This window comes from Halococcus agarilyticus (assembly GCF_000334895.1).
Classification (GTDB): domain Archaea; phylum Halobacteriota; class Halobacteria; order Halobacteriales; family Halococcaceae; genus Halococcus; species Halococcus agarilyticus.
In genome coordinates this window covers 1-22,825 of sequence record NZ_BAFM01000014.1, presented here as the reverse complement: position 1 = coordinate 22,825, position 22,825 = coordinate 1, and the positions used below count along the sequence as shown (strand labels likewise).

Genomic DNA, 22,825 nt, shown 5'->3' with positions numbered 1-22,825 from the left:
ACGCCAAGCATGGAGTTCGATTCGACCACGACCGCCATCGCGTTCGTCGCCCTCATCGCGATCGGCGTCGGTGGCCTGCTCGTTGCGGGCGTGATGGCGGCCGGCACCGTGTTGATGATGGTCCTGCCCGCGATGGTCGTCTTCGGACTGCTCTGCCTCGCGATCGGCGTGCAGTACGGCCAGCACCGAACGAGCGGGCGATAGCCGCGGACTGTGCGGATCGTGGTGTGAACGCATACCAGCCCGCGTCGAAGCCACAAGGGCTTTTACGCAGGTAATTATATCTCATTACGAAATGTCCGACGCGTTCCCCGACTACCTCGACGTCGACTACACCGACGGCGAGGGCGAAGACCCCGAGGATTACCCGAGCATCGAGGACAAGCTCGAGAAGGCGATCGAGGTCACCAAGCGCGGCCTCGAACAGTACCAGAACCCCGCGGTGATGTGGACCGGCGGGAAGGATTCGACGCTCACCCTCTATTTCATCAAGGAGGTCGCCGAGCGCTTCGATCTCGACGTGCCGCCCGCGATCTTCATCGACCACTACCAGCACTTCGACGAGATCCACGACTTCGTCGAGAAGTGGGCCGACGAGTGGGATCTCGAGGTGCGCTACGCGCGCAACGAGGACGTCGGCGAGTACGTCGACGAGCACGGACTCGAACCGGGCGACGACATCCCCATCGAGGACCTCTCCGAGCACAACCAGCATCACGTCCGGAACATCCTCGAATACGAGGAGGACAGTTTCGAGTTCCTGCTCGACACCTACGTCGGCAACCACCTGCTCAAGACGGTGGCGCTCAACGACGCCCTCGAAGAGTACGACGTCGACGGCGTCATCTCGGGCGTCCGCTGGGACGAACAGGAGGCCCGCGCGGACGAGACCTTCTTCAGCCCGCGTCACGACCCCGAGATCTACCCGCCCCACGACCGCATCCAGCCGATCCTCCAGTTCGCAGAGCGCGACGTCTGGGACGCCTTCTGGAACTTCGCGGTCCCCGAGACCGTCGCGGAGTACCCCGACGAGGGCTACGTCCCCCAGAGCGCCGACGACCTCCCGAACGACCTCACCAACGAGGACATCCCGATCAGCCCGAAGTACTTCGCTGGCTTCCGGTCGCTCGGCAGCGAAGTGAGCACCGAAAAAGCCGACGAGGAGCCCGCGTGGCTCCAGGATCTCGAAGGCACGACCGAGCGCGCGGGCCGCGCCCAGGACAAGGAAGACCTGATGGAGCGCCTGCGCGACCTCGGCTACATGTAGGACCGTTTGCGACGCTCGCGGCCCTCCGGCCGCTTGCTCGCAAACGCTCGCACCGAGACGTTTTGCCCCGTTGAGAGGACTTCGCTCTACCGTGTTCTCGCTCGCTTCGTCTGCACACGGACGTTCACGAGAGCGGAGCTCCCGTACAGCCCATCGGAACGGATTCGCCGTTCCGAGGGCGCTTCGCGCCCGCCCGCATGATCCGCAGGATCGAAGTGCCACGCTACTCGCGAGAGCGCTGATCGCTCACCCTTCGTCCGCCGGAGACGCCATACGCCCTCGCTGCCCCCTCACACCGCAAACCGCCACCGCCCCGCAACCGCCACCACACCGCGACTGCCACCCTACCGCCGCCCCGCAGCACACGTCGGCGACAAGCAGACACAAGTACCGTGCGAGGATACCGAACGCATGACCGATACGGACGACGCCGTCGAGACGTTCCTGGACCGGGCCGACTCGGTGTTCGAGGACTACGAGGACGGCTACGTCGACCCCGACGCGGCGCTCGCGACGCTCGAACACCACGTCGAGACGCTGCGCGAGGCGACCGAGTGAGTCGCCGACGGCGGGCGAAACACGAACAGTTATCGGCCCCGCCATCGCCTGTAGATTCATGACGGACTTTGCCGACCGGGTGGAGCGGATCGCGATCAGCGGCATCCGCGAGGTGTTCGAGGCAGCGGGCGGCGACGCGATCAACCTCGGCCTCGGCCAGCCGGACTTCCCGACCCCCGAGCACGTCCGGGGGGCGGCGGTCGACGCGATCGAGGGCGGCGCGACCGACGGCTACACCTCGAACGCGGGCATCCCCGAACTCCGCGAGGCGATCAGCGAGAAACACGCCCGCGACAACGGGTTCGACGTCGGCCCGGACCAGGTGATCGCGACCGCGGGCGGCAGCGAGGCGCTCCACCTCGCGATCGAGGCCCACGTGAGCGCGGGCGAGGAGGTCGTCATCCCCGATCCCGGCTTCGTCTCCTACGCCGCCTTGACCCACCTCGCCGGCGGCGAACCACACCCCGTCGAACTCCGCGAGGACCTCACGATGAGCCCCGCGGACGTGGAGGCAGCCATCACCGACGACACCGCGGCGTTCGTGGTGAACAGCCCCGCCAATCCCACGGGAGCGGTCCAGTCCGAGGACGACATGCGCGAGTTCGCGCGGATCGCCGACGAGCACGACGTGCTCTGCATCTCGGACGAGGTGTACGAACACATCGTCTTCGAGGGGGACCACCACTCGCCGATGGACTTCGCCGAGTCGGACAACGTCGTGGTGGTGAACGCCTGCTCGAAGGCGTACTCGATGACGGGTTGGCGACTCGGCTGGGTCGCGGGCTCCGACCGCCGGATCGACCGAATGCTCCGGGTCCACCAGTACGTCCAGGCTTGCGCGAGCGCGCCCGCTCAGTACGCCGCCGAGGCCGCCCTTTCCGGACCACAGGATCGCGTCCACGAAATGGTCGACGCCTTCGAGGAGCGCCGTGACGTACTGCTCGACGGCCTCGCCGACGCCGGCCTCGACACCCCGACCCCGCAGGGCGCGTTCTACGCCATGCCCAAGGCCCCCGATGGATGGGTCGACGAGTGTCTCGATCGCGGCGTCGTCGTCGTCCCGGGGGAGGCGTTCGGCGACGGCGGCGACGGCTACGCCAGGATCTCCTACGCCGCCGGCATCGAGGACCTGAAGGACGCACTCGAGATCATGGACGACGCCGCAAGCGCGGTTCGCTGACGTCGCTAACACCTCTCTGACGCGCGTCGCCGCCCACGAAACATCGTGATCGATGGTGGTCGATACACCACAATATATTCATTCATATCTGGGTTATCGTCCGTGTGATTGTTGGTCGAGCGGACCGAACGGCGACGGACCGGAGCGACCGAGACCGACTGTGGACGGACCACATCGGCCGAACAGCAGTTGTCCGTGGCGGTGAGCGATGGGCGTAGCCGACCGGCTGGTGAACGCCGAGCACGAGCACAGCACCTTCGTCTACGTCATGGCGGGGATCGCCGCGCTCAACGGGTTGCTGTTCGGCTTCGATGTCGGCGTCATTTCGGGGGCGCTGTTGTACATCGACCAGACGTTCACGCTGTCACCGTTTCTCGAAGGCGTCGTCACCAGCAGCGTGCTCGTGGGAGCGATGATCGGCGCGGCGACCGGGGGGACGTTGGCCGATCGGTTCGGCCGTCGCCGGCTGACGCTCGCCGGTGCAGTCGTGTTCTTCGTCGGCTCGTTCGGGATGGCGCTGTCGCCGACGATCGAGTGGCTCATCGTCTGGCGGGTCATCGAGGGCGTCGCCGTCGGCGTCGCGTCGATCGTCGGCCCGCTGTTGATCTCCGAGACGGCTCCCTCCGACATCCGGGGCGCGCTCGGCTTCCTCCAGCAGCTGATGATCACGATCGGGATCCTGCTGGCGTACGTCGTCAACTACGCCTTCGCCCCCGAGTTCCTCGGGATCATCGGCTGGCGCTGGATGCTGTGGTTCGGCGCGGTGCCGGCGGCGGTGCTGGCGGTCGGGACGTACTTCCTCCCCGAGAGCCCGCGCTGGCTCGTCGAAAACGACCGGCTCGACGAGGCGAGAGACGTGCTTTCCCGCGTCCGCGGCACCGACGATATCGACGAGGAGATCGAGCATATCCACGAGGTCAGCGAAACCGAGGCGAAAGGCGACCTCTCGGACCTGCTCGAACCGTGGGTTCGCCCGGCGCTCGTCGTCGGCGTCGGCCTCGCGGTCATCCAGCAGGTAAGCGGCATCAACACCATCATCTACTACGCGCCGACGATCCTCAACAACATCGGGTTCAACGACATCGCCTCGATCGTCGGTACTGTCGGCGTCGGCACGGTCAACGTCCTCTTAACTGTTGTCGCCATCCTCCTCGTGGATCGCGTGGGCCGGCGACCGTTGTTGCTCGTCGGCACCGGTGGGATGACGGTGATGCTTGGAATTCTGGGGCTCGGCTTCTTCCTCCCCGGACTCTCGGGCGTCGTCGGCTACGTGACGCTTGCGAGCATGATCGGCTACGTCGCTTTCTATGCGATCAGTCTCGGGCCGGTGTTCTGGCTGCTCATCTCGGAGATCTACCCGCTTCGCATCCGCGGGACCGCGGAGGGCGTCGCCAGCGTCTTCAACTGGGGAGCGAACTTCCTCGTCGCCCTGACCTTCCTCCCGCTGATCAACAGACTCGGCGAGGGCCTCTCGTTCTGGCTGCTCGGTGGGTTCTGCCTCCTCGCGTTCGTGTTCGTCTACTCGCACGTCCCCGAGACGATGGGCCGCTCGCTCGAAGACATCGAGGCCGACCTCCGCGAGAACGCGATGGTAGGCCCGGATCGGGAGCGATCGACCGACCCCGCGTCCAACGACTGACACGCCGGGAGGATCGTCTCTTTCAGAAATCGACGCGCGTTCGTACGCCGACCCCTGTGGCATCGAAACGCCACACTCCGGCCGCACAACTATGTGACGGGGACTCGAACGTGGGTGCATGGCTATCGCACGCCACGAGCAGGGACCACGAGCCGATCTCGCCGCGCTCGCCTCGCAGGTCCATCCGGTGTTCATGCTCCCACCGCTCGCGGCGTCGTGGTTCGGTGCGGCACTCGCTCCCACTCTCTCGCCGGTCGCCGGTGTCGTCCACATGGCGGCGATGTTCTGTGCGGTCTACACCGCCCACGTCAAGGACGGCTACGTCGACTTCCACGTTCGAGGTGAGGACGACGACCACCCGCTCACGGTGGGGGGCTGTCGGCTGGGGCTCGCGCTCGCGACCGGCGGGTTCGCGGCGTGTCTCGGCTGGCTCTGGTTCGCGGTTGGACTCGGTGCGGCGCTCGTCACGCTGCCAGCGTGGTTCGTCGGGTATCTCCATGCGCCCCAGCTCGACATGCACCCCGTGGGCGCGACTGCCGGCTATCCGGTCGGGATCGCACTCTCGATCCTCGGTGGATATTATGTCCAGACGGGCACGTTCTCGGTGCCGTCGCTCGCCTTTGCGGCCGTCTTCCTCGTGCTCCTCTCGGGGATCAAGGTCATCGACGACGCGAAGGACGACGCCTACGATCGCTCGATCGACAAGCGGACCGTCGCCGTGATGCTCGGTCGGGCGCGCGCTCGCCGGGTCGCATACGGCTTGGTTGCGCTCGCACTCGTGGGTGTGCTCGTTGGTGCGACCGCTGGCGTGTTTCCGCCGAGCACTGCCCTCGCAGCCGTCGCGTTCGCCGGTGTCGCCGTGACGACCCGTCGGCTCGAACCTCGGCGCGCGACCGAGGTGTTGATGCGCGGTTCCTACGTCTTCCTCGGACTGCTCTTTCTCGCGGTGTGGTTCCGACCGCTCGCGTGACGCGGCGGTGCTCGTGGCTCGGGCCCCCGAAGTTGTCAGAAAGCGCTCCACACGGCGACGAAATGATCGATTGACTGGACGACCCGGACGCGCTCAAAGAGCAGTACGCCGACGCCACGAACCTGAACGCGCGGATCGCGCTCCACGAGGGGTACAGCACCGCCGAGCGGGAGTTCCATCCGTGGATCTTCGCTGAGTTCGAACTCCCCGACGACGCACGGGTGCTGACGTTGGGCTGCGAGCCAGGCAAGCTCTGGGAGGCGAACGCCGACCGCGTCCCCGACGAGTGGAACGTCGCGATGACGGATTTCTTGCCGGGGATGGTCACGGAGGCCCGCACGAACCTCGCCGACCACGCCTCGGCTCGCATCGTCTTCAGTTTCGAAGTGAGTTCGTATCTCTCAACTCCACCCCATCTGACCATCGATCGGATCAAATGAACAACAACATGCTCGAATGCACGATAACATTCGTCTGTAGACATTACACTGCACCTCAAATCTGAAAATTAGAGGTAATTTTAAGACCTATAGATTCGAGACTTGCTCCATCACGCATACAGGTAGCTGTCATATCGACATATACCAATGCGTGTTGCAGCGAAACAAACACGGACCAACCATGCCACGTAAATACGCCACAGTTCTCGCGATCATCGTCGCGGGGGTGGTCACGCTTTCCATGGCAGCACCGTTCGCCGGTGCGATGGGGACGGGCCACCACTCCACGCAGCATAGCATCGATTCGGATACCACACAACTGAGCTCCGTCGGGGGACAGACACAGGCCACCCAGTCTGCCGGCGCGACCCAATCACAAGCAGCCCCGATCGGTTCGGCGCTGCAGGACGCCAACGGGACGGTCGACGTACTCCTCGTCCTCGATCAGGCGGCCGTCGATCGCGGGGCGGATCGAGAGGAGACGATCGAGACGCTGAAACAGCACGCGGCGAGCACCCAGTCGTCGGTGACGACCGACGCCACCGACCTCGGGGGCGTCGACGTCACCAACCGGTTCTGGATCGCCAACCTCGTTGCGGCCACCGTCGACACCAACGAAACCAGCGTTCGGTCGCTGGCACAGATCAACGGCGTCAACGCGGTCGTCAAGAGCCGCGAGATCTCGGTCCCGGAACCGCCCGAAAACCAGCCCGTCCGGCCGACCGGTGACGACGCGGCGGCCGGCCCGAACGACATCAACACTACCTATGGGCTGGACCAGATCAACGCCACGCAGACCTGGAACGAGTTCGATACCCGCGGCGAGGGCACCAAAGTCGCGGTGCTCGATACGGGCGTCGACATCGGCCACCCGGATATCGATCTCTACACCGAGAACGCGTCGAACGAAACCTACCCCGGTGGGTGGGCCGAGTTCGACGAGAACGGCAACCAGGTCCCCGGCTCCGAGCCGCGCGATAGTGCCTATCACGGCACGCACGTCAGCGGCACTGTGTCTGGTGGCGACGCGAGCGGCCAGTACATCGGCGTCGCGCCCAACGTCCAACTGATGCACGGGATGGTCATTCCCGGTGGCAGCGGCTCGACCACCCAGGTCATCGGCGGCGTCCAGTGGGCCGTCAGCGAGGGAGCCGACGTGGCGAGCCTGAGCCTCGGCGCGGGCTGTGGCCTGTTCGGCCCGGTCTACTCGCAAGCGTGGATCCCGGTGGTCGAGAACGCGAAGTCCTCGGGGACCAGCTTCGTCGCCGCAGCCGGGAACGCTGGCGAGGGGTGTGTCGGCTCGCCCGGCAACGATCACAAGACGTTCTCAATCGGAGCCTCGAACGCCCAGGGCGACATCGCGGAGTTCTCCAGCGGCGGGGTCATCGACAAGAGCAACTGGGACGACCCACCCGCCGAGTGGCCGAGCACGTTCATCAAGCCGAACGTCTCCGCGCCCGGCGCTGCCGTAACGAGCGCCGATCCCGATGGCAACGGCTATCAGAACCTCAGCGGGACCTCGATGGCCACTCCACACGTCGCAGGGGCGATCGCGCTGATGCATTCGGCAAACCCCGATGCGTCGGTCTACGAGATCCAGCAGGCGCTCAACAAGACGGCGTGGAGACCCGCAGACCCCACGCCGCCGAGCGACGAGCGGAGTACGCAGCACGGGCAGAAAGACACGCGGTACGGGATGGGCATCATCGACGTCCACAACGCGACCCAGCAGATCGCCGCTGCCGCTCCCGAGTCCGAACTCGGTGACGTCAACGAGAACGGCGAGGTCAATGTCCAGGACGTCCGACTGATGCAGCAGTACCTCTACGGGCAGGAACCAGAGAACTTCAACGCGAATCTCGGGGACATGAACCGTGACGGCGAGGTCACCAGGACCGACCTGCGCCTGCTCCAGCGGAAGGTTCAGGGCACACTCGACGAGGGCGAGATTCAGGTGTCGAACCTCACAGCACCGGACGAGGTGAACGAGACCGAGACGTTCAACGTCACCGTCGACCTCGAAAACCCCGGCGACGAGGGCGCGCTCCAGGAGATCGCGTTCCACGTCGCCGAAAACGAGAGCGACCTCGGTGAGGGCGAACCCGTCGCGACCGAGATCGTCGACATGGCCCCCGAGGGTGTCGACGATCCCGTCGACCGCCCGCACGAGACCACGGTGGCGTTCGAGATCGACGCCTCGAACCTCCCGGCGGGCGACTACTACCACGGCGTGTTCAGCGAGGACGACTCCGCGACCGGCGAGATCACGGTCCTCGGGTCGAACTTCGAAGTCTCGGACCTGAGCGCGCCCGCGGAGGTCGAACAGGGCGACGCGTTCGACGTGAACGCGACGATCGCCAACACCGGCAACCAGGCGGACACCCAGACCGTCGAGTATCGCCTCGACGGCACAGTCGAGCGGACCACGAACGTCACGCTCGGTGCGGGTGAGAGCACCACCGTCGGGTTCGAGGACATCGAGACCGACGGCGTGAGCGCTGGCACCTACCAACACGGTGTCCACACGGAAGACGACTCACAGACGGCAAACATCACGGTGCTCGAAGGATTCTTCGACGTCGAGATCACCGACGCACCCGACGAGGCCAGCCCCGGCGAGACGGTCAACGTCTCGGCGACGGTCGAGAACACCGGTAACGCGACCGACGAACAGACCGTGCGGTACGATCTGGTGCCGAATCAGACCGACGTCGCGGTCGTCGACGACGTGAACGACACCCAGAGCCAGGCGCTCGTCGATCGGCTCGAATCGTCGCTGCCGGCCGAGCGCTACGACGTGACGTTCGTCAACGCCAGCAACGTGATGGACGAGATCGACGCCTACGACACGTTCGTCGTCAACGAGTTCCAGACGGGCGATGGGCCCGTCGAGGACTTCCACGAGGCAACCGACGACACCGAGACGGGCGTCGTCTACCTCGACCAGTGGGGCAACTTCGGCGGCAGCGACGCGGTCAACGAACTGTCCAGTGCGACCGGCAATCCGGCGAGCCACTCCGACGAGTTCAGCGCCGGCGATCCGTACTTCCAGATCACGCAGGATCACCCGATCTTCGCCGGTGTGGGCGACCCCGGTGATCAGGTGGACGTCTTCACCGGATCGGGGCCCGAGCACAGCTGGCACAGCGATTACAGCGGTCAGACGATCGCCACCGTCGGCGAGAGCGGCACCACCGCCGGGGCAGCCATCGCGGTCGACGCGTCGACGAACACGGTGCTCGCGGACTCGCTCGGACAGACGAGCTACCTTCCCGCTCCGTTCAGCGAGGCATCGAACCGGATCCTCGCGAACTCGGTCGCGCACGTCAGCGGCTTCGGTCCGGTCGGCACCAGCGTTGGGGCGCTCGACGACACCAGCGAGAACGTCACGCTCGATCCCGGTGAGTCCGAGACCGTCGAGTTCACCGACACGGTCCCGGACGACATCGACATCTCGATCGGCTACCGCCACGTGGTCGAGAGCGAGGACGATACGGACTACGCGCCGCTCACGATCGACGTCGAGCGCGGTGCCGTTGAAGGAACGGTGACCAACAACGCGACCGGCGACCCGATCGAGGGCGCGACGGTCGACGTCACGGTTGAGGTCGACGACGGCAACTACACCGCCGTGACCGGCGCGGACGGCACGTACCGGATCGACGGCGTGCCCGCGGGCACGCACAACGTCACGGTGTCGGCCGAGGGCTACGAGAACACGACCGCTGAAGTCGACGTGCCGGCGAACGGCACGGTCACCCAGGACTTCGCGCTCGCCCCGATGGACGGGTCGATCAGCGGGACGGTCACCGCGAGCGACACCGGCGAACCGGTCGCGAACGTCACCGTCGCCGCCGAGGACGGCGAGGGCAACGTCCACGAGGCGATGACCGGCGCGAACGGCACGTACACCATCGACGTACCGCCGGGACAGTACGTCGTGAACGTCGCCGACACGCCTGGCGATTACCGGCCCCAGGAGATCGTCACGGTCGCCCCCGGCGAGGCAGTCACCGGCGTCGATTTCGAAGTCACTCCACGTAACGGCTCGATCGCGGGCTCCGTCGAGAGCGCCGCGGGCCAGCCCATCGAGGGCGCGCACGTGGTCGACGCCGACGGGGACGCGTTCAACGTGACCACCGACGAGAGCGGCCACTACGAGATCACCGGTCTCGACCGTGGCACGTACGCGCTGCGGGCGAAGGCCGAGGGCTACAACGCCACCGACATCGAGTTCGTGGAGGTGCCAGCGAACGGGACCACCACCCAGAACTTCACCCTCGGGTCGTTCTTCGCGGTCTCGGACCTGAGCGCGCCCGCCACCGCGGCCCAGGGTGACACCATCGACGTGAGCGCGACGCTCACCAACACCGGGTCGGAGCAGGCCACCCGAACGGCGTTCTACTTCCCGCCTGGCACCGACTTCGGCGGTGACACGTTCACCACCCAATCGCACCTCTCCGAGCGGGTGACGCTCGACGGCGGCGAGAGCACCACCGTGACGTTCACCTACGACGTTGCGACGAGCCGCGAGCCGGGCGAGTACGAGCACGGCGTCTCCGCCGACGAGGTCGCATCGTCGACGATCACGATCGAGGAGGCCGAGACCCCTGGTGAGGCGAACTACTCGGTTTCGGACCTCTCGGCCCCCGCCACGGCCGCACCCGGTGAAGAGATCGACGTGAATGCGACGATCACCAACACCGGCAACGCCACCGGCACGCAGACCGTCGAGTACCTGTTCGACGGCACGACGGCGAACACGAGTGAAGTGACGCTGGACCCGGGCGAGAGCACGACGGTCGCGTTCTCACCCATGGTGCCAGCCACCGAGGGCACCTACCAGCACGGCGTCGAGACCGCCGACGATAGCGCGCTCGCGAACATCTCGGTCGAAGCCGGCGAGCCGGAGCCGGCGTACTTCGCGATCTCGAACCTGACCGGCCCCTCGGAGGTGGGTCAGGGCGAGTCGTTCACGACGACCGCCACCATCACCAACACCGGTGACGAGGAGGGGACACAGACGATCTACCCCTTCCTTGGCGAGGCGTCGACGCTCAGCCAGTACGATCTCGGTGAGTTCGGCTCGCGCGAGATGCTCGCGAACTTCCGGCCACAGGCCGCCCCACAGCAGGTGACGCTCGACGGCGGCGAGAGCACCACCGTGACGTTCACCTACGACATCGCGGCGGACAAAGAGCCGGGCGACTACGCGTACACGATCTCCAGCCTGCAGGAGATCGCCTCCCACCCGCTGACCGTCACCGCAGCGAACGGCAGCGGCCAGGCCGCCGTTCCGCCAGCGCCGGTGTTCGCGAACGGTGGGCCGCCGGCACCCGTCTTCGAGAACGGCGCGCCGCCAGCGCCCGTCTTCGGGGGCGAACGTGCCGACGGGATCGAACAGCAACGGCAGTCGGGGTAATCGACGCCAGCGGAGCCACCGAACGGCTCCGTCACCTCGTGTTCTTCGTTCTCGTTGTTTCGAGACTGAACTGAAGACTGGGATCTCCCGACGACGGCCGGGAGACGGGCCTCTTCACCGACGATGGGTAGTGAGTGTGCTCCGCCAGACAGTTGCGGCGGCGCGCGCTGCGCGCCGTTCATCGGCGCGCAACCTCGCGCGAGGGATGACTGAGCCGAACGGAGTGAGGCGAAGGAATCGGCTGGGGAGGGTGTGGCCTGCGGTTCTCATTTGCTCCGTGCGAGTGTGGGTCATGTTTCAATCGCTCCCCGACCGTTTTTTGACCGTTTAGAGGACTACAGCAGAGGACCCATCCGAGCCATGCAACCACAACACCGAAACACGCCCTCCGCGAACCACGATCCGATGACCGACGATCGCTCCAACGACGATTCGACGGCCGACACCGGACGAGCAGAAACCGACACGCGGATGACCGACGGTGGCACGGACGAAGCGGCCGAGACGCCGATCGAGGCCGACGTCGTCGACGAGGTTGCCGAAGACGAGAACGTTCCCCGAGAGGGGCTCGTCGACGCGCTCGTGGTGCTCAACGCCTCGCTGCTCGGATCGCACTCGACGTACGAGCGCGAGTACGAGTACGCCACCGTCGACGGCGTTCGGGGCTACGTCGTCGATGCGGCGGCGTGGGAGACCCTCCGCGAGGAACATGACCTCGACTCGCGGCTCGCGGCGGCCGCACAGCGAGCGCACACCGCACAGACCGAACGACTGCTCGCGGCGGCCGACGATCCTCAAGGGAACATCGATGCGGGGATCGTCGTCGGGATCGATACGGCCGAAGTCATGGACTGACGGGCGACGCGCCCGGCGCACTCATTCGTCGAGCACGCTCGCCACGCGGTGACACCGGTCGACCCACCGCCGCTGGTGGGTCTCGTGGTTCACGACCCGGCCGGCGAAGTCGGCCACCGACGTGACCTCCTTTCGTTCGCACCACGCGACGCAGTCGGCGTACAGTCCTAGTGGATGATCCTCGTCGCTCACGTCGCGGATCAGGAGCTCGTCCGCGCCGGCGAGATGGGCGAGGAAGGCACGGGTGTGACCGTCGATCAGCACGGGCTCGTCGCGGTCCGGAAACGCCGTCGCGCCGCGCAGAACGGGCAGCGGGTCGTACCGAGGCTCGTCGAAATCGAACCACGCGCTCGCGGCGTGGAGCTTCCGACCAGAGAGCCAGAGTTGCGTCGGCTGTGGGGTCTCGATCGGCACCCGGAACGTTCTCGTCATCCTGTCGTCGTGCTACTTCGCGGTGCTCACGATCTTCACCACGTCGCCCTCCGCGAGTTCGTGGTCGTCGCCGATCTCTCGATTCGAGCGCGCGTCCACGGCGTGGAGGTACCCCTCGCCGATGTCCGAATGTACCGCGAAGGCGAGATCGCGCGGCGTCGACCCACGGGGCACGAGGAAGGCGTCGGGGAGAGTGTTCCCCTGGCCATCGGTCCACTTCGACTCGTTTTGGACCGGGTACACAGTAATGTAGTCGAGCAGGTCGTACACCGCCTCGTTCAGCGCGCGCTGGACGCCGGTCCCACCGTACTCCCCAATGACGTCCTCGACGGTTTCGAGGCCCGTGCGCTGGCCTGCCGAGAGATCACCCACGACCGAGAACTCGCTGTCGCCGGGGTCGTAGTCGATCACGCCTGCCTCGGCCCCGCGTCTGAGCGCGCGTTCGCCGTCCGCGGTCGCCGGGATCGCGCGCTCGGCGGCCGCGGACAGCGAATCGAGGTTGTCCGAGGGCGCGACGTCGGCCTTGTTCGCCACGACCACGAGGGGTTTGGTTCGTGCGCGGATCTCGCGGGCGAGCGCGAGCCGGTCGTCGTCGGTCCACTCGCGCGGGTCGGCGGGGTAGTCGAGCGCGCGAAGCGTCGCCGCGATCGCGGGCTCGCTCGCACCCACACCCGAGAGCAGCTCCGCGAGGTGGTCGTCGATCGCGAAGCCGGGCGAGCGCGACCCGCGCTCGACGGTCTCCCAGTTGCGCTCGATTATCCCCGCGAGCCAGCGCTCGATCTCGCTCGCGACGAAATCCACGTCCTCGACGGGGTCGTGGTCGCCGACCTCGACCGGTTCGCCCTCGGCGTTCGTCCCGCCGGAGGCGTCGACGACGTTCAGAATGACGTCGGCGGTCGTGAGTTCGTCGAGGAACTGATTGCCCAGCCCTCGCCCCTCGTGTGCGCCAGGCACCAGCCCGGCGACATCGAGCAGTTCGACCGGGACGTACCGCTTGCCGTCGCGACAGTGCTCGTTGCCGCAGCGCTCCTCGCGATCGAGACAGGGACAGTCGGTACGCACGGACGAGACCGCGCGGTTCGGGTCGATCGTGGTGAAGGGGTAGTTGGCGACGTCGACCTCGGTCATGGTCGCCGCCTCGAAAAAGGTAGATTTGCCGGCGTTCGGCTTGCCGGCGAGCGCGAGCGAGAGCATGGCGCGCCTACTCGGGCGGCGTGAAACTGCCTTTCGGTTCCTCGGACTCCTCGGCGTCGTCCGCCGCTGACTCCGCGGCCTCGTTCGTGCTGGATTCGGCCTCCCTGATCGCCGGCTCCGGCGGTTCCTCGCCGTTCGACTCCTCGGCCGCGGAGGCTGGCTCCGACGGTTCGCCCGTCTGGCGCTCCCCCGCTTCCGCACGGTCGTCTCCGTTCGCCGAAGACGATCCCTCGTCCGTCGATTCCGCTTCGGCTACTGGTTCTGCCCTGGCCGGTGGTTTCGACCCCTGCCCGTCGGCGGCCGGTTCCGTCGCGGCCGGTTCGATCGGCTCGATCGCCTGGATCGGCTCGGTTCGATCGGTCGACTCGACCGATTCGGTCGACTCCTCGTGCGCCGCCACTTCCTCCCCGTCGATGTCGGCCACCGTTTCGCTCGACGGCGGGCGCGCCTCGGATGCGGGTTCGGCGTCCTCGTCCGTCGCCCGATCGGCGCTCTCGGTGTCGGTCGCGAGAGGGTTCTCCTCGCGGACGATCGTCATCTCGCCGCGGGCGCGCATCGCACCCTCGACCACCGCTCCCTCGTGGAGGCGGAGCCGTTCGCACGCGATGTCGCCGCGAACCTGCGCGTCGGCGGCGATCTCGACCTCACCGCCGCGGGTCGTGACGTCGCCGTGGACCGTCGTCCCGCTCTCGACGGCGATCGATTCGCGCGCCCGGAGACTCCCGAATATCTCAGTACGCTCGCCGACCGTGATCGATTCGGCCCGGAGGTTGCCGTGGAGCCGGCAGTCGCTCCCGACCTCGGCGGGCGTCGAGACCCGCCACGCGTCGTCGGTCACGTCGGCGTTCTTCGGAATCACGAGCGGCTCCCCTTCCCCTTCGTCGAACACCTCGGAAACGACGTCCTCCGCGAGATCCTCCTCGCCGATGCGGAGGAGGTGGGTGAGGTACGTGAAGAGGAAGACGAGCGTCGGGACCGGGTTGCGAATGACGATCCAGCCGTTGGCGTCGAACCCCTCCTCGATCGTGACGTCGTCGCCGATGTCGAGGTCACCCGCGACCACGAGCTGGCCGTCGATCGTGACGCGCTCGCCGATGTAGGCGTCCGCGCCGGCGAGCACGTTCCCGCCGAGCTCGCACCACGTGTCGAGCCGGCAGTCGGCGTCCGCCTCGACGTCGCCAGCGATCGCGACGCGCTCGCCGGCGATCACGTTCCGGCCGCGGACGCCGAGTGCGATCTCGCTTTGAGTTCCGACGATCACGTCCCGGTCGGTCACGATGGCGTGTTCCTCGACGGTGGTGCCATCGGGCACGACGAGCGCGGCGAGCGGGTCCGAGCGGAGCGACACACCGACCGTTCGGTGGGGGTGCGTAATAAATCCAATCCGTCCGTCGGCCGCGGTCGGCCGACGAGCGATTTTTACCGGCGAGCGTCGAAGCCCGGCCATGACGGTTCTATCGTTCGACGACGAAGGTGTCGACGTGGTCTATGAAGGCACCGAGTTCCGGCTCGAACGCGCGCTGATCGAGGACGCCGTCGACAAGCCCTACCCCGAGATCACCGACCACGAAGTGCTGCAGATCGTCGAACCCGATCCGGCGCTCTCGGGCGAGCCCCGCCGCATCGGCGACATCACCGCGTGAGCCGTCGTCCTCGCGCTCGGTGACTCGGCATCTGAGACCACACCACACGACGAGTCGAGCGGCGGCCCGTCGATCGACTACTTCTCCCAGTCGGGGTCGTCCCGCGGTGGGCTGAAGACGTCGAGGCCGATTGCCTGGTCCGTGCCGCGGTTTTCGACACTATGGGGTTCGTCGCCAGCGAGGACGTACGAGTCGCCCGCGCCGACGACGCGCTCCTCGCCGTCGACGGTGAACGTCAGCTCCCCCTCGATCACGTAGCCGACCTGCTCGTGTGGGTGGCTGTGCTCCGGGACGACGGCCCCGGGACCGATCGTGAACCGCTGGACGTTCGCCTCCTCGCCACCGGCCAGGCGTTGCAGATGCACTCCCTCGACTGCCTCGGTGCTCTCGACGGCTGCCGCCGAACGGATCTCCATATCGTTCCCACCGCGGCCAAGCAAATAAAAGCGCCACCCCCTCAGTAGTCGTTCATGGACATCCGCGGACGATCGGTTCTCGGTATCGACAGCGAGATACGAACCCGACGGAGCGGCTGAGCCACGATGGAACGACAGGGGCAGTTGGCTTCGCCGGCGGGCGACCGCCGCGCGCTTCCGGTGGTCGTCCTCGGGCTCCTCGTCGGTATCGTCCCCTCCCTCGCGGTTCGCCCGCCCGACGGCGGCGGGCCGGTCGTCGTCGGGGTCTACGTGCTGTGGGTCGTCGCCGCCCTGGTCGGTCTCGCCACGGTCGCTGCGGGCCTCCACTCCTACCGAACCGAGAACCTCCGCCCGGCGATGACGGCGGCCACCACCGTCACCGGCCTGATCCTCGTCATCGCCATCGGCGCGCTCGTGGAGACGTCCGGCGGTCCGCTGATCCCGCTCTGGGCGTGGCTCGTGGCCGGGGCTCTCGCCGTCGGCGTCGCGCTCGCGGTGACGGAGCGGTTCGTGGGGGAGTAGCGACGAACCGGCCCTGTCGGTCGTGCGGCTCGCGCGCGACCGAGCGCCCCTCGTCGGCTGTGGGATTTAAGCCCCGGCGGGCGCTCCCTCGGGTATGAACCAGTACCTGCCCGGCGGGGCCGAGCACCCCTCGTGGCTGACCGTCCTCGGGACGTTCCTGGGGTACGGAGCCATCCTGCTCGTGATGACGCTCCTGCTGTTCGCCGTGCCGTATCTCGTCTTCACCGCGCTCTGAGTCACATCCCCATGTCGGCGGCCGACTCGGGGATGGGGAGGTCGTTCGGTGCGGTTCCGAGGAGTTCGGCGGCGTGATCGAGCGCCATGTCGAACCCGTAGTACCGTTCGAGTTCGTCGCTTTCGACTGTCGGTCGGACCTTGAGCATCGCGTACCCCTCGCGGTTCTGCGCGATCGCCGCGGTCCGTCCCTCGAATTCGAACGCGAGCACGCGCTCGGTGCCGGTCTCGGTGTAGCGGGCGGTGATGCCGTTCGCCTCGGCGGTCCCGTCGGTCATCGGTCCGTGTTCGCCTGGCCGCAGCAAAAGCCCGTGGGTCCCCGCCGATCGAGGCCGTTCGCAAAGCGGTTATCCACTGCGGTCGTGCCGTCTCACGATGACCGTCGCCACGCGAGGAACACACGGTGGCTGAAACCGACTCGTCGACCGAGCGAGCGACGACCGACCGGGATTCGACGGACGGAGCGGCGGCGGGATCGACGCCTTCGAGCGAGAGAGGGGACGTCACGTTCACGCTCGCGGGCGTCCGCGAGGGGTTCGTTACCGGACTCCCGGTCGCGGTCGGCGTCGCGGGCTACGGCGTCGTCTTCGGTGTGCTCGCCGGCCGTGCCGGGCTGAGCGTCGCGGAGGCCGGGCTGATGAGCGCGACCGTGCTCGCGGGGGCCGCACAGCTCATCGCGGTCGAACTCTGGGCGGATTCGGTTCCGGCAGTCACCGTCGTCGCCACGGTCGGGATCGTCAACCTCCGCTATCTCCTGCTGGGGGCCGCACTTCGCCCGTGGTTTCGTCACCTCTCGCCGCGTGCGGCCTACGGCAGCGTCTTCTTCACCGCCGACGAGAACTGGGCGCTCACGATCGCAACGCTCCGGGCGGGCAGTCGGCAGGGCGCGTTCCTGCTCGGCAGCGGGCTGGTTCTCTGGCTACTCTGGATCGTCGCGACCGTCGTCGGCGTGACCGCTGGCGATCTCGTTGGCGACCCCGCACAGTACGGGCTCGATTTCGTCGTGACCGCGCTCTTCCTCACGCTCGCCGCCGGACTCTGGGAGGGTCGCGAATCGCTCCGGCCGTGGCTCGTCGCCGCTGGCGTCGCGCTCGTCACGAACGCCGTCCTCCCCGGCGAGTGGTACGTCATCGTCGGGGCGCTCGCGGGTGCCGGGGTCAGGATGGTGACTCACGATGGGTAGCGCGCTCGCGCTCAATCCGGCAGTGCTCGCCCTCGTCGCCGGGATGGCCGTCGTCACGTACGCTACCAAGGCCGGCGGACTCTGGCTGGTCGGCCGTGTCGACCTCTCCGAACGGGCCGAAGCCGGGCTCGACGTCCTTCCGGGTGCGGTCGTCGTCGCGTTCGTCGCACCCGCGCTCGCGAACGGCGGCGTTCCCGAGTGGATCGCCGCGGCCGCGACCGTCGCGGTCGCCCGCAGGACCGGGAACCTGCTGCTGTCGCTCGCCGTCGGCGTCGGCACCGTGCTGGCTGTCAGAGGGATCGTGTAGTGGCGTCCGAGTCGTATAGCGGCCTTCCGGGCGTCAGTCGAGCAGGTTCTGCGCGATCGTGTTTCTGAGGACTTCGCTCGTCCCCTCGTAGATCTCGTTGAGCTTGGCGTCCCGGTAGAACCGCTCGGCGGGGAAGTCCTTGGTGTAACCGTACCCGCCGTGGATCTGGATGCCCTCGTTCGCGACCTCTCTGCTGATCTCGCTTGCGTAGAGCTTCGCCTGGGCGGCCTCCTTTCTGTAGTCCTCGCCCCGGATCTTCAGATCGGCCGCCTGGTGCATCAACAGCCTGGCGGCCTGGAGCTTGGTGTCCATGTCGGCGAGCTTGTGCTGGATGGTCTGGAAGTCACTGATGGGCTGGTCGAACTGCTCGCGATCCTGAGAGTATCGGAGCGCCTCGTCGAGGGCGGCCTGGGCGATCCCGACCCCCCGGGCGGCGATCGTGATCCGGCCGCCGTTGAGCGTCTTGAGCGCGTGGACGAATCCTCTCCCTTCCTCGCCGAGCCGCCGTTCTTCCGGAATCCGCATTCCGTCGAAGCGCAACTCGGCGGTCGGACAGCCCTTGTCGCCGAGTTTGTCCTCGGTCCCCTCGACGTGGAAGCCGTCGTCCTCGTCGGGCCGGACGACGAACGAGGAGATCCCCTTGTTGCCCGCGTCGGGATCGGTCTTCGCGAACAGGGTGACCGTGTCGGCGACCGAGCCATTGGAGATCCAGAGCTTGCCGCCGTCGATCACGTACTCGTCGCCCTCCTTTTTGGCTACTGTCTCCATCGCGGACACGTCGCTGCCCGCGCCGGCCTCCGAGAGCGCGAACGCACCGATATCCTCTCCCGCCGCGAGCGGCGTCAGATACTTCTCTTTCTGGGCCTCGGTCCCGAACTCGTAGAGCATGTTGCCCGCGAGGCTGATGTGGGCGGCGACGACAGTGCCGAGTCCGCCCGATCCCCGTGCAATCTCCGACAGACCGATCGCGTAGGAATGGTAGTCGAGGCCCGCGCCGCCATACTCCTCGGGGAACGGCATCCCCATGAGCCCCAACTCCGCCATCTCGTCGACGAGATCGTGCGGGAACTCGTCCTCGTGGTCGATTTCGGCCGCACGGGGTTTGATCTCCTCGTCGACGAACTCCGTCACCATCTCCTCGATCTGCTTCTGCTCGGTCGACCGGCTGAAGTCCATGGTCTATCATCCGGCGCGCGGTTCTTTATGCGTTCCGCCACGGTCGTCCGGACATTCCCCGTCCCGCTCGCTCCGCCGGCTTCGAGGCAAACCGGATCCGCATACCGATCGCTTATCTGCCGTCGTCCCGTGAGTCGGGTACACATGCTCTCGTTCATCGATCGAATCCGGGAGGACGTTCGGACGGCGTTCGCCAAGGATCCTGCGGCGAAGAGCACGATCGAGGTCCTCCTCACGTATCCGGGGCTCCACGCCATCTGGACCTACCGGATCGCCAACGCGCTCTGGAAGCGCGACCACCGCCTCGCCGGGCGGTTGCTCTCCCATCTCGCCCGCTTTCTCACCGGCGTCGAGATCCATCCGGGAGCCGAGATCGGCGATCGATTCTTCATCGATCACGGCGCGGGCATCGTGATCGGCGAGACCGCAGAGATCGGCGACGACGCCATGCTCTATCAGGGCGTGACCCTCGGTGGCGACTCGCTGGAGGACAAAAAGCGCCACCCGACCCTCGAAGACGGCGCGACCGTCGGCTCGAACGCCACAGTATTAGGCCCGATCACCATCGGCGAGGGTGCGAGCGTCGGGGCCGGGTCCGTCGTATTAGAGTCCGTCCCGCCGAACTGCACCGTCGTCGGCAACCCCGCGAAGCTCGTCGGCGAGTGCCAGGAGGACGAATCGATCGAGCTCGGTAGCGGCTTTCCCGACTGACGCCAGCGACCGCCGAACATCCGACTAACGGTCCGTGGATGGAGTTACTACCGGAACCGTATAGCCTTGACTCGCTGTTCGATTCGACCTCTCGTACCGCCGGCGGAAAAACGGGTCGGCGTCGGGCGGTCAGTCTTCGAGCGCGTCGGCGATCCGTTCGAGCGTCCGCCGGACGTCGTGGACCTCGTCGCGGAGCTGGCGGAGTTCGCGGACCATCTCCTCGTTGCCGCCCTCCTCGCCGGGGCCACCGGGCCCTGCGCCGGGACCGCCACCCATTCCGCCCATGCCGCCACCGCCGGGACCGCCACCGCCGCCCATCATGCCGCCCATCATCTGCGCGAACGGGTTGCCGCCGCCCATGCCACCACCGCCGGGACCGCCACCACCGCCCATCATCTCCTCCATGCGCTCCTCGCGACTCCGGTCGTCGCCCTCGCCCTCGCCTTCCTCGGCGCGCTGTTCGCGGATCTCCTCGACGCGATCGCGGAAGGACTGTTCGTCCTCGCTCGCGTCGGTTTCGGTGTCTGCGTCCGTCTCCGTTGTGTCGACGCTTTCGTCGTCGGGTTCGTCGTTCGCCATGCGCCCGGGTTCGCCGGCCCGTCGGAAAAGGGTTCGGTGACCGGTCGCCCCCTCACTGAAACCCGGTGAGGCTGGCCTGGAGCATCCGGTCGGTCGCGCCGGTCGTGAGTTCGTGGCCGACCAGGCTCCGGAGATCGACTGCGTAGGTCGTCCCGGCGTGATCGAGCACCAGCACTCGGCCCTTGACACCGCACACGGTTCCGGTGAGCAGCGTCTCGGCGACCGGGCGCTCCGTGAGATCGAGGCCGTACTCGAAGGCGAACTCGTCACGGACTTCGAATGCCGAAAGCAGCTCGTTCCAGGCCGCCACATCCACGACGTCGGCGAGTCCGCGAATCTTCGTCGGGACCCGCACTCGCTCGGTGATGTCGTGGTCGTCGGCGATCGCGGTCTCGCGTCTGCGCGCGCTCCGGCCGTCCGGGGCGACCTCGACGTGTGCGGCACGGTCGGCACCCTGCTCGCGCAACCTCGTGTCGAGTCGTGCCGATCGCGTGACGCCCACCTTGAACATCCTGGGCGCGAACGCCGCGAGGTAGATCGCGTGCTCTTCGTCGGAATCGCGGTTGTTCGCCACGGCCCATGGAACGGTGTGGAGTTCACAGTACGGCGTACGCTCGCGGTCGCATGCGACGTGGGTCTCTCCGTCGATCGTGCCCGCACAGTGGCGCTCGCGGAGGGTGTAGGCGAGCTCCGTCCCGGAGGTCAGCGTCTCGCGGCGCATGCCACCCGCTTCGGTGATCAGGAGGCCTGGCGCGTCCGGGCGGGAGTCGTAGCCGACGACCTGCACGCCGCGCGGTAGGCAAGCGCTCGGCAAATCACTGCCGTTCTATCTCCATCACTACTGTTCCTCCTCACCGTTACCGGCCGCCCGTACGGTTTTGTCGCTCCGATGTGAACACTCCCGCCATGACGCTCACCGGCACGCTCGACACCCGGACGGACGAGGATCGGGTCGCGTTCGTCTTCACCGTCGAAAACGAGGGCAACGAGGCCGAGCAGCTCTCCTTCCGTGACTCCTGCACCGCGGACTTCGCGGTGCTCGACGGCGACGACGAGCGCTGGCGGTGGTCACAGGGACGGATGTTCACGCAGGCGCTCCAGTCCGAAGAGCTCGCGCCCGGCGAAACCGTCACCTACGAGGGCGAGTGGGAGCAGCCGGACGCAGGCACTCATACCGTCGTGGCGACCCTCGAAGCCACGAACCATGACTGCGAGGCACGAACGGAGGTGTCGGTCTAACACGCACCCCGATCGATCGTCACTTCGGAGCTTCGCCGGTGGCGTGAGTGCCACCGAGCGCCGCCCGAGCAGTGACGAGCCCAAGCCGGCGGGGACGGTGCGCCGGCAGGCAGCCACCGAGCGTGATCGGACTGAACTCCGGTGTTGACGGACCGGCTGGCTATTTACTGCGGGGTTTTATCGTCCAGTTCCAAGCCAGATACGATGTCGTCCCCGAAATGACACCCATCGTTAATGAAATCAATAGTATGTACGAATAGTTGTCCGTCAAGTAGGTCCAGACGAAAACTGCGCCCAGGAAGAAGGTGATTCCGGTCGCTAAACCAGCCTTGAGGGGGAACCAACCGGCATCGTTCCGCTGTACGGGCAAACGATTCATAATCACGACTCCTGTTAGCAGACACCGGCTTGTCGACAACCGTAATATGCAGGAAAGCTACAGATAACTGTACCGATAGCGGCAAATACAACAGTACAGGCAATTTTACATGCAGGAGCAAGGAATCCGGCCAGAGTGCAGGCAGCTCCACAGCCGAACCTAGCTATGAGGGCAGCACCAGCAGCACATACGCCTCCGACGTATGTCGTGCATTCCCAACAAGAAACTTCATCAGAACTCTGGGGTGATACATCCATACTATGATATATTTCATCGTACGAAACCTGCTCTGCACCTTTTTGAACTACCTGACCGTCAGAAACAACAGATCCTTTGAGGATGCCATCACCCATGGTACGACTAAGGGATAGATCGCCTCGCTTGTTGTCATCGAGAGCGAACCCAATTCCCGCAGCTGGTTGCCTCCCGTTCTTAGTGCGCATAGAGAGGATATTCAGCGACCCCATGCGATGATCCGA

25 protein-coding genes are annotated in these 22,825 nt (G+C 66.6%); 16 read left to right on the top strand and 9 right to left on the bottom strand.

The window, feature by feature from the left end; translation table 11 throughout:
* The first annotated feature begins 9 nt into the window (after positions 1 to 9).
* The 6 genes from TX76_RS11910 (at position 10) to TX76_RS11890 (ending at position 5,614) form a co-directional block, all read left to right on the top strand.
* Positions 10 to 204, top strand: a complete 195-nt coding sequence (locus TX76_RS11910; RefSeq protein WP_049902719.1) for a DUF7333 family protein — start codon at positions 10 to 12, stop codon at positions 202 to 204.
* Between the two features lie 91 nt (positions 205 to 295).
* A complete protein-coding gene (locus TX76_RS11905) occupies positions 296 to 1,267 on the top strand; it encodes a phosphoadenosine phosphosulfate reductase family protein (RefSeq protein WP_049902718.1) in 972 nt (323 codons plus the stop codon).
* Between the two features lie 411 nt (positions 1,268 to 1,678).
* Positions 1,679 to 1,825, top strand: a complete 147-nt coding sequence (locus tag TX76_RS18120; RefSeq protein WP_195156051.1) for a hypothetical protein — start codon at positions 1,679 to 1,681, stop codon at positions 1,823 to 1,825.
* Between the two features lie 58 nt (positions 1,826 to 1,883).
* Positions 1,884 to 3,005 (top strand): pyridoxal phosphate-dependent aminotransferase, encoded by a 1,122-nt coding sequence (locus TX76_RS11900; protein ID WP_049902717.1) that lies wholly within the window; start codon positions 1,884 to 1,886, stop codon positions 3,003 to 3,005.
* 208 nt (positions 3,006 to 3,213) lie between these two features.
* Positions 3,214 to 4,644 carry a sugar porter family MFS transporter gene (locus tag TX76_RS11895; protein ID WP_049902716.1) on the top strand — a complete coding sequence of 477 codons (1,431 nt, stop codon included), beginning with the start codon at positions 3,214 to 3,216 and terminating at the stop codon, positions 4,642 to 4,644.
* A 118-nt stretch (positions 4,645 to 4,762) separates the two neighbouring features.
* Complete coding sequence (locus TX76_RS11890; RefSeq protein ID WP_049902715.1) at positions 4,763 to 5,614, top strand: UbiA family prenyltransferase; 852 nt, start codon at positions 4,763 to 4,765, stop codon at positions 5,612 to 5,614.
* Positions 5,615 to 5,649: 35 nt separating this feature from the next.
* Here the strand turns inward: TX76_RS11890 and TX76_RS17630 are convergent, their stop codons facing one another.
* Complete coding sequence (locus TX76_RS17630; protein WP_154019069.1) at positions 5,650 to 5,793, bottom strand: hypothetical protein; 144 nt, start codon at positions 5,791 to 5,793, stop codon at positions 5,650 to 5,652.
* 42 nt (positions 5,794 to 5,835) lie between these two features.
* Between TX76_RS17630 and TX76_RS11885 the strand changes: the two genes are divergently transcribed.
* The 3 genes from TX76_RS11885 (at position 5,836) to TX76_RS11875 (ending at position 12,331) form a co-directional block, all read left to right on the top strand.
* On the top strand, positions 5,836 to 6,054 hold the full coding sequence (locus tag TX76_RS11885) for a hypothetical protein (RefSeq protein WP_049902714.1): 219 nt from the start codon (positions 5,836 to 5,838) through the stop codon (positions 6,052 to 6,054).
* Positions 6,055 to 6,235: 181 nt separating this feature from the next.
* A complete protein-coding gene (locus tag TX76_RS11880; protein WP_079890818.1) occupies positions 6,236 to 11,476 on the top strand; it encodes a S8 family serine peptidase in 5,241 nt (1,746 codons plus the stop codon).
* Between the two features lie 360 nt (positions 11,477 to 11,836).
* Positions 11,837 to 12,331, top strand: coding sequence for a hypothetical protein (locus tag TX76_RS11875; RefSeq protein ID WP_228842371.1), 495 nt, complete (start codon positions 11,837 to 11,839; stop codon positions 12,329 to 12,331).
* 21 nt (positions 12,332 to 12,352) lie between these two features.
* Here the strand turns inward: TX76_RS11875 and TX76_RS11870 are convergent, their stop codons facing one another.
* From TX76_RS11870 to TX76_RS11860, 3 genes are read right to left on the bottom strand one after another with little or no spacing between them, the layout of a single operon-like run.
* Positions 12,353 to 12,763, bottom strand: a complete 411-nt coding sequence (locus tag TX76_RS11870; protein WP_049902712.1) for a hypothetical protein — start codon at positions 12,761 to 12,763, stop codon at positions 12,353 to 12,355.
* A 12-nt stretch (positions 12,764 to 12,775) separates the two neighbouring features.
* Positions 12,776 to 13,957 (bottom strand): redox-regulated ATPase YchF, encoded by a 1,182-nt coding sequence (locus TX76_RS11865; RefSeq protein WP_049902711.1) that lies wholly within the window; start codon positions 13,955 to 13,957, stop codon positions 12,776 to 12,778.
* A gap of 7 nt (positions 13,958 to 13,964) precedes the next feature.
* Positions 13,965 to 15,305 carry a polymer-forming cytoskeletal protein gene (locus TX76_RS11860; RefSeq protein ID WP_049902710.1) on the bottom strand — a complete coding sequence of 447 codons (1,341 nt, stop codon included), beginning with the start codon at positions 15,303 to 15,305 and terminating at the stop codon, positions 13,965 to 13,967.
* A 97-nt stretch (positions 15,306 to 15,402) separates the two neighbouring features.
* On the opposite strand from TX76_RS11860, the gene TX76_RS11855 reads away from it, so the two are divergent.
* Complete coding sequence (locus TX76_RS11855) at positions 15,403 to 15,600, top strand: DUF5800 family protein (RefSeq protein WP_049902709.1); 198 nt, start codon at positions 15,403 to 15,405, stop codon at positions 15,598 to 15,600.
* Between the two features lie 77 nt (positions 15,601 to 15,677).
* Here TX76_RS11855 and TX76_RS11850 read toward each other — a convergent pair whose 3' ends face one another.
* Entirely contained in the window at positions 15,678 to 16,016 is a 339-nt protein-coding gene (locus TX76_RS11850; protein ID WP_049902708.1) for a cupin domain-containing protein, read from the bottom strand.
* A 126-nt stretch (positions 16,017 to 16,142) separates the two neighbouring features.
* Between TX76_RS11850 and TX76_RS11845 the strand changes: the two genes are divergently transcribed.
* Positions 16,143 to 16,538, top strand: coding sequence for a hypothetical protein (locus tag TX76_RS11845; protein ID WP_049902707.1), 396 nt, complete (start codon positions 16,143 to 16,145; stop codon positions 16,536 to 16,538).
* A gap of 94 nt (positions 16,539 to 16,632) precedes the next feature.
* Positions 16,633 to 16,773: a hypothetical protein gene (locus TX76_RS18115; RefSeq protein ID WP_195156050.1), complete on the top strand. Its 141-nt coding sequence runs from the start codon at positions 16,633 to 16,635 to the stop codon at positions 16,771 to 16,773.
* Between the two features lies 1 nt (position 16,774).
* Here TX76_RS18115 and TX76_RS11840 read toward each other — a convergent pair whose 3' ends face one another.
* Positions 16,775 to 17,050, bottom strand: coding sequence for a DUF7111 family protein (locus TX76_RS11840; RefSeq protein ID WP_049902706.1), 276 nt, complete (start codon positions 17,048 to 17,050; stop codon positions 16,775 to 16,777).
* 125 nt (positions 17,051 to 17,175) lie between these two features.
* On the opposite strand from TX76_RS11840, the gene TX76_RS11835 reads away from it, so the two are divergent.
* On the top strand, positions 17,176 to 17,955 hold the full coding sequence (locus TX76_RS11835) for an AzlC family ABC transporter permease (RefSeq protein WP_049902705.1): 780 nt from the start codon (positions 17,176 to 17,178) through the stop codon (positions 17,953 to 17,955).
* Complete coding sequence (locus TX76_RS11830) at positions 17,948 to 18,262, top strand: AzlD family protein (protein ID WP_049902704.1); 315 nt, start codon at positions 17,948 to 17,950, stop codon at positions 18,260 to 18,262. The genes TX76_RS11835 and TX76_RS11830 overlap by 8 nt, the downstream gene beginning before the upstream one ends.
* Positions 18,263 to 18,295: 33 nt before the next feature.
* Here TX76_RS11830 and TX76_RS11825 read toward each other — a convergent pair whose 3' ends face one another.
* Positions 18,296 to 19,438 (bottom strand): acyl-CoA dehydrogenase, encoded by a 1,143-nt coding sequence (locus tag TX76_RS11825; protein ID WP_049902703.1) that lies wholly within the window; start codon positions 19,436 to 19,438, stop codon positions 18,296 to 18,298.
* A 144-nt stretch (positions 19,439 to 19,582) separates the two neighbouring features.
* Here TX76_RS11825 and cysE point away from each other — a divergent pair, with 144 nt between their 5' ends.
* Positions 19,583 to 20,149, top strand: a complete 567-nt coding sequence (gene cysE, locus TX76_RS11820) for a serine O-acetyltransferase (protein ID WP_049902702.1) — start codon at positions 19,583 to 19,585, stop codon at positions 20,147 to 20,149.
* Between the two features lie 129 nt (positions 20,150 to 20,278).
* Here the strand turns inward: cysE and TX76_RS11815 are convergent, their stop codons facing one another.
* Positions 20,279 to 20,728: a hypothetical protein gene (locus tag TX76_RS11815; RefSeq protein WP_049902701.1), complete on the bottom strand. Its 450-nt coding sequence runs from the start codon at positions 20,726 to 20,728 to the stop codon at positions 20,279 to 20,281.
* Between the two features lie 52 nt (positions 20,729 to 20,780).
* Positions 20,781 to 21,515, bottom strand: a complete 735-nt coding sequence (locus tag TX76_RS11810; RefSeq protein ID WP_049902700.1) for a DUF2797 domain-containing protein — start codon at positions 21,513 to 21,515, stop codon at positions 20,781 to 20,783.
* A 119-nt stretch (positions 21,516 to 21,634) separates the two neighbouring features.
* On the opposite strand from TX76_RS11810, the gene TX76_RS11805 reads away from it, so the two are divergent.
* Complete coding sequence (locus tag TX76_RS11805; protein ID WP_049902699.1) at positions 21,635 to 21,967, top strand: BsuPI-related putative proteinase inhibitor; 333 nt, start codon at positions 21,635 to 21,637, stop codon at positions 21,965 to 21,967.
* Positions 21,968 to 22,825: the final 858 nt, after the last annotated feature.

What these genes read in the sequence shown, in the direction of transcription:
- TX76_RS11815 (WP_049902701.1), bottom strand. Translation starts at nt 20,728, where the DNA reads ATGGCGAACGACGAACCCGACGACGAAAGCGTCGACACAACGGAGACG.
- TX76_RS11890 (WP_049902715.1), top strand. Translation starts at nt 4,763, where the DNA reads ATGGCTATCGCACGCCACGAGCAGGGACCACGAGCCGATCTCGCCGCG.
- TX76_RS11910 (WP_049902719.1), top strand. Translation starts at nt 10, where the DNA reads ATGGAGTTCGATTCGACCACGACCGCCATCGCGTTCGTCGCCCTCATC.
- TX76_RS11850 (WP_049902708.1), bottom strand. Translation starts at nt 16,016, where the DNA reads ATGGAGATCCGTTCGGCGGCAGCCGTCGAGAGCACCGAGGCAGTCGAG.
- TX76_RS11895 (WP_049902716.1), top strand. Translation starts at nt 3,214, where the DNA reads ATGGGCGTAGCCGACCGGCTGGTGAACGCCGAGCACGAGCACAGCACC.
- TX76_RS17630 (WP_154019069.1), bottom strand. Translation starts at nt 5,793, where the DNA reads ATGGAACTCCCGCTCGGCGGTGCTGTACCCCTCGTGGAGCGCGATCCG.
- TX76_RS11870 (WP_049902712.1), bottom strand. Translation starts at nt 12,763, where the DNA reads ATGACGAGAACGTTCCGGGTGCCGATCGAGACCCCACAGCCGACGCAA.
- TX76_RS11840 (WP_049902706.1), bottom strand. Translation starts at nt 17,050, where the DNA reads ATGACCGACGGGACCGCCGAGGCGAACGGCATCACCGCCCGCTACACC.
- TX76_RS11865 (WP_049902711.1), bottom strand. Translation starts at nt 13,957, where the DNA reads ATGCTCTCGCTCGCGCTCGCCGGCAAGCCGAACGCCGGCAAATCTACC.
- cysE (WP_049902702.1), top strand. Translation starts at nt 19,583, where the DNA reads ATGCTCTCGTTCATCGATCGAATCCGGGAGGACGTTCGGACGGCGTTC.
- TX76_RS11905 (WP_049902718.1), top strand. Translation starts at nt 296, where the DNA reads ATGTCCGACGCGTTCCCCGACTACCTCGACGTCGACTACACCGACGGC.
- TX76_RS11845 (WP_049902707.1), top strand. Translation starts at nt 16,143, where the DNA reads ATGGAACGACAGGGGCAGTTGGCTTCGCCGGCGGGCGACCGCCGCGCG.
- TX76_RS11805 (WP_049902699.1), top strand. Translation starts at nt 21,635, where the DNA reads ATGACGCTCACCGGCACGCTCGACACCCGGACGGACGAGGATCGGGTC.
- TX76_RS11900 (WP_049902717.1), top strand. Translation starts at nt 1,884, where the DNA reads ATGACGGACTTTGCCGACCGGGTGGAGCGGATCGCGATCAGCGGCATC.
- TX76_RS11855 (WP_049902709.1), top strand. Translation starts at nt 15,403, where the DNA reads ATGACGGTTCTATCGTTCGACGACGAAGGTGTCGACGTGGTCTATGAA.
- TX76_RS11825 (WP_049902703.1), bottom strand. Translation starts at nt 19,438, where the DNA reads ATGGACTTCAGCCGGTCGACCGAGCAGAAGCAGATCGAGGAGATGGTG.
- TX76_RS18115 (WP_195156050.1), top strand. Translation starts at nt 16,633, where the DNA reads ATGAACCAGTACCTGCCCGGCGGGGCCGAGCACCCCTCGTGGCTGACC.
- TX76_RS11880 (WP_079890818.1), top strand. Translation starts at nt 6,236, where the DNA reads ATGCCACGTAAATACGCCACAGTTCTCGCGATCATCGTCGCGGGGGTG.
- TX76_RS11830 (WP_049902704.1), top strand. Translation starts at nt 17,948, where the DNA reads ATGGGTAGCGCGCTCGCGCTCAATCCGGCAGTGCTCGCCCTCGTCGCC.
- TX76_RS11875 (WP_228842371.1), top strand. Translation starts at nt 11,837, where the DNA reads ATGCAACCACAACACCGAAACACGCCCTCCGCGAACCACGATCCGATG.
- TX76_RS18120 (WP_195156051.1), top strand. Translation starts at nt 1,679, where the DNA reads ATGACCGATACGGACGACGCCGTCGAGACGTTCCTGGACCGGGCCGAC.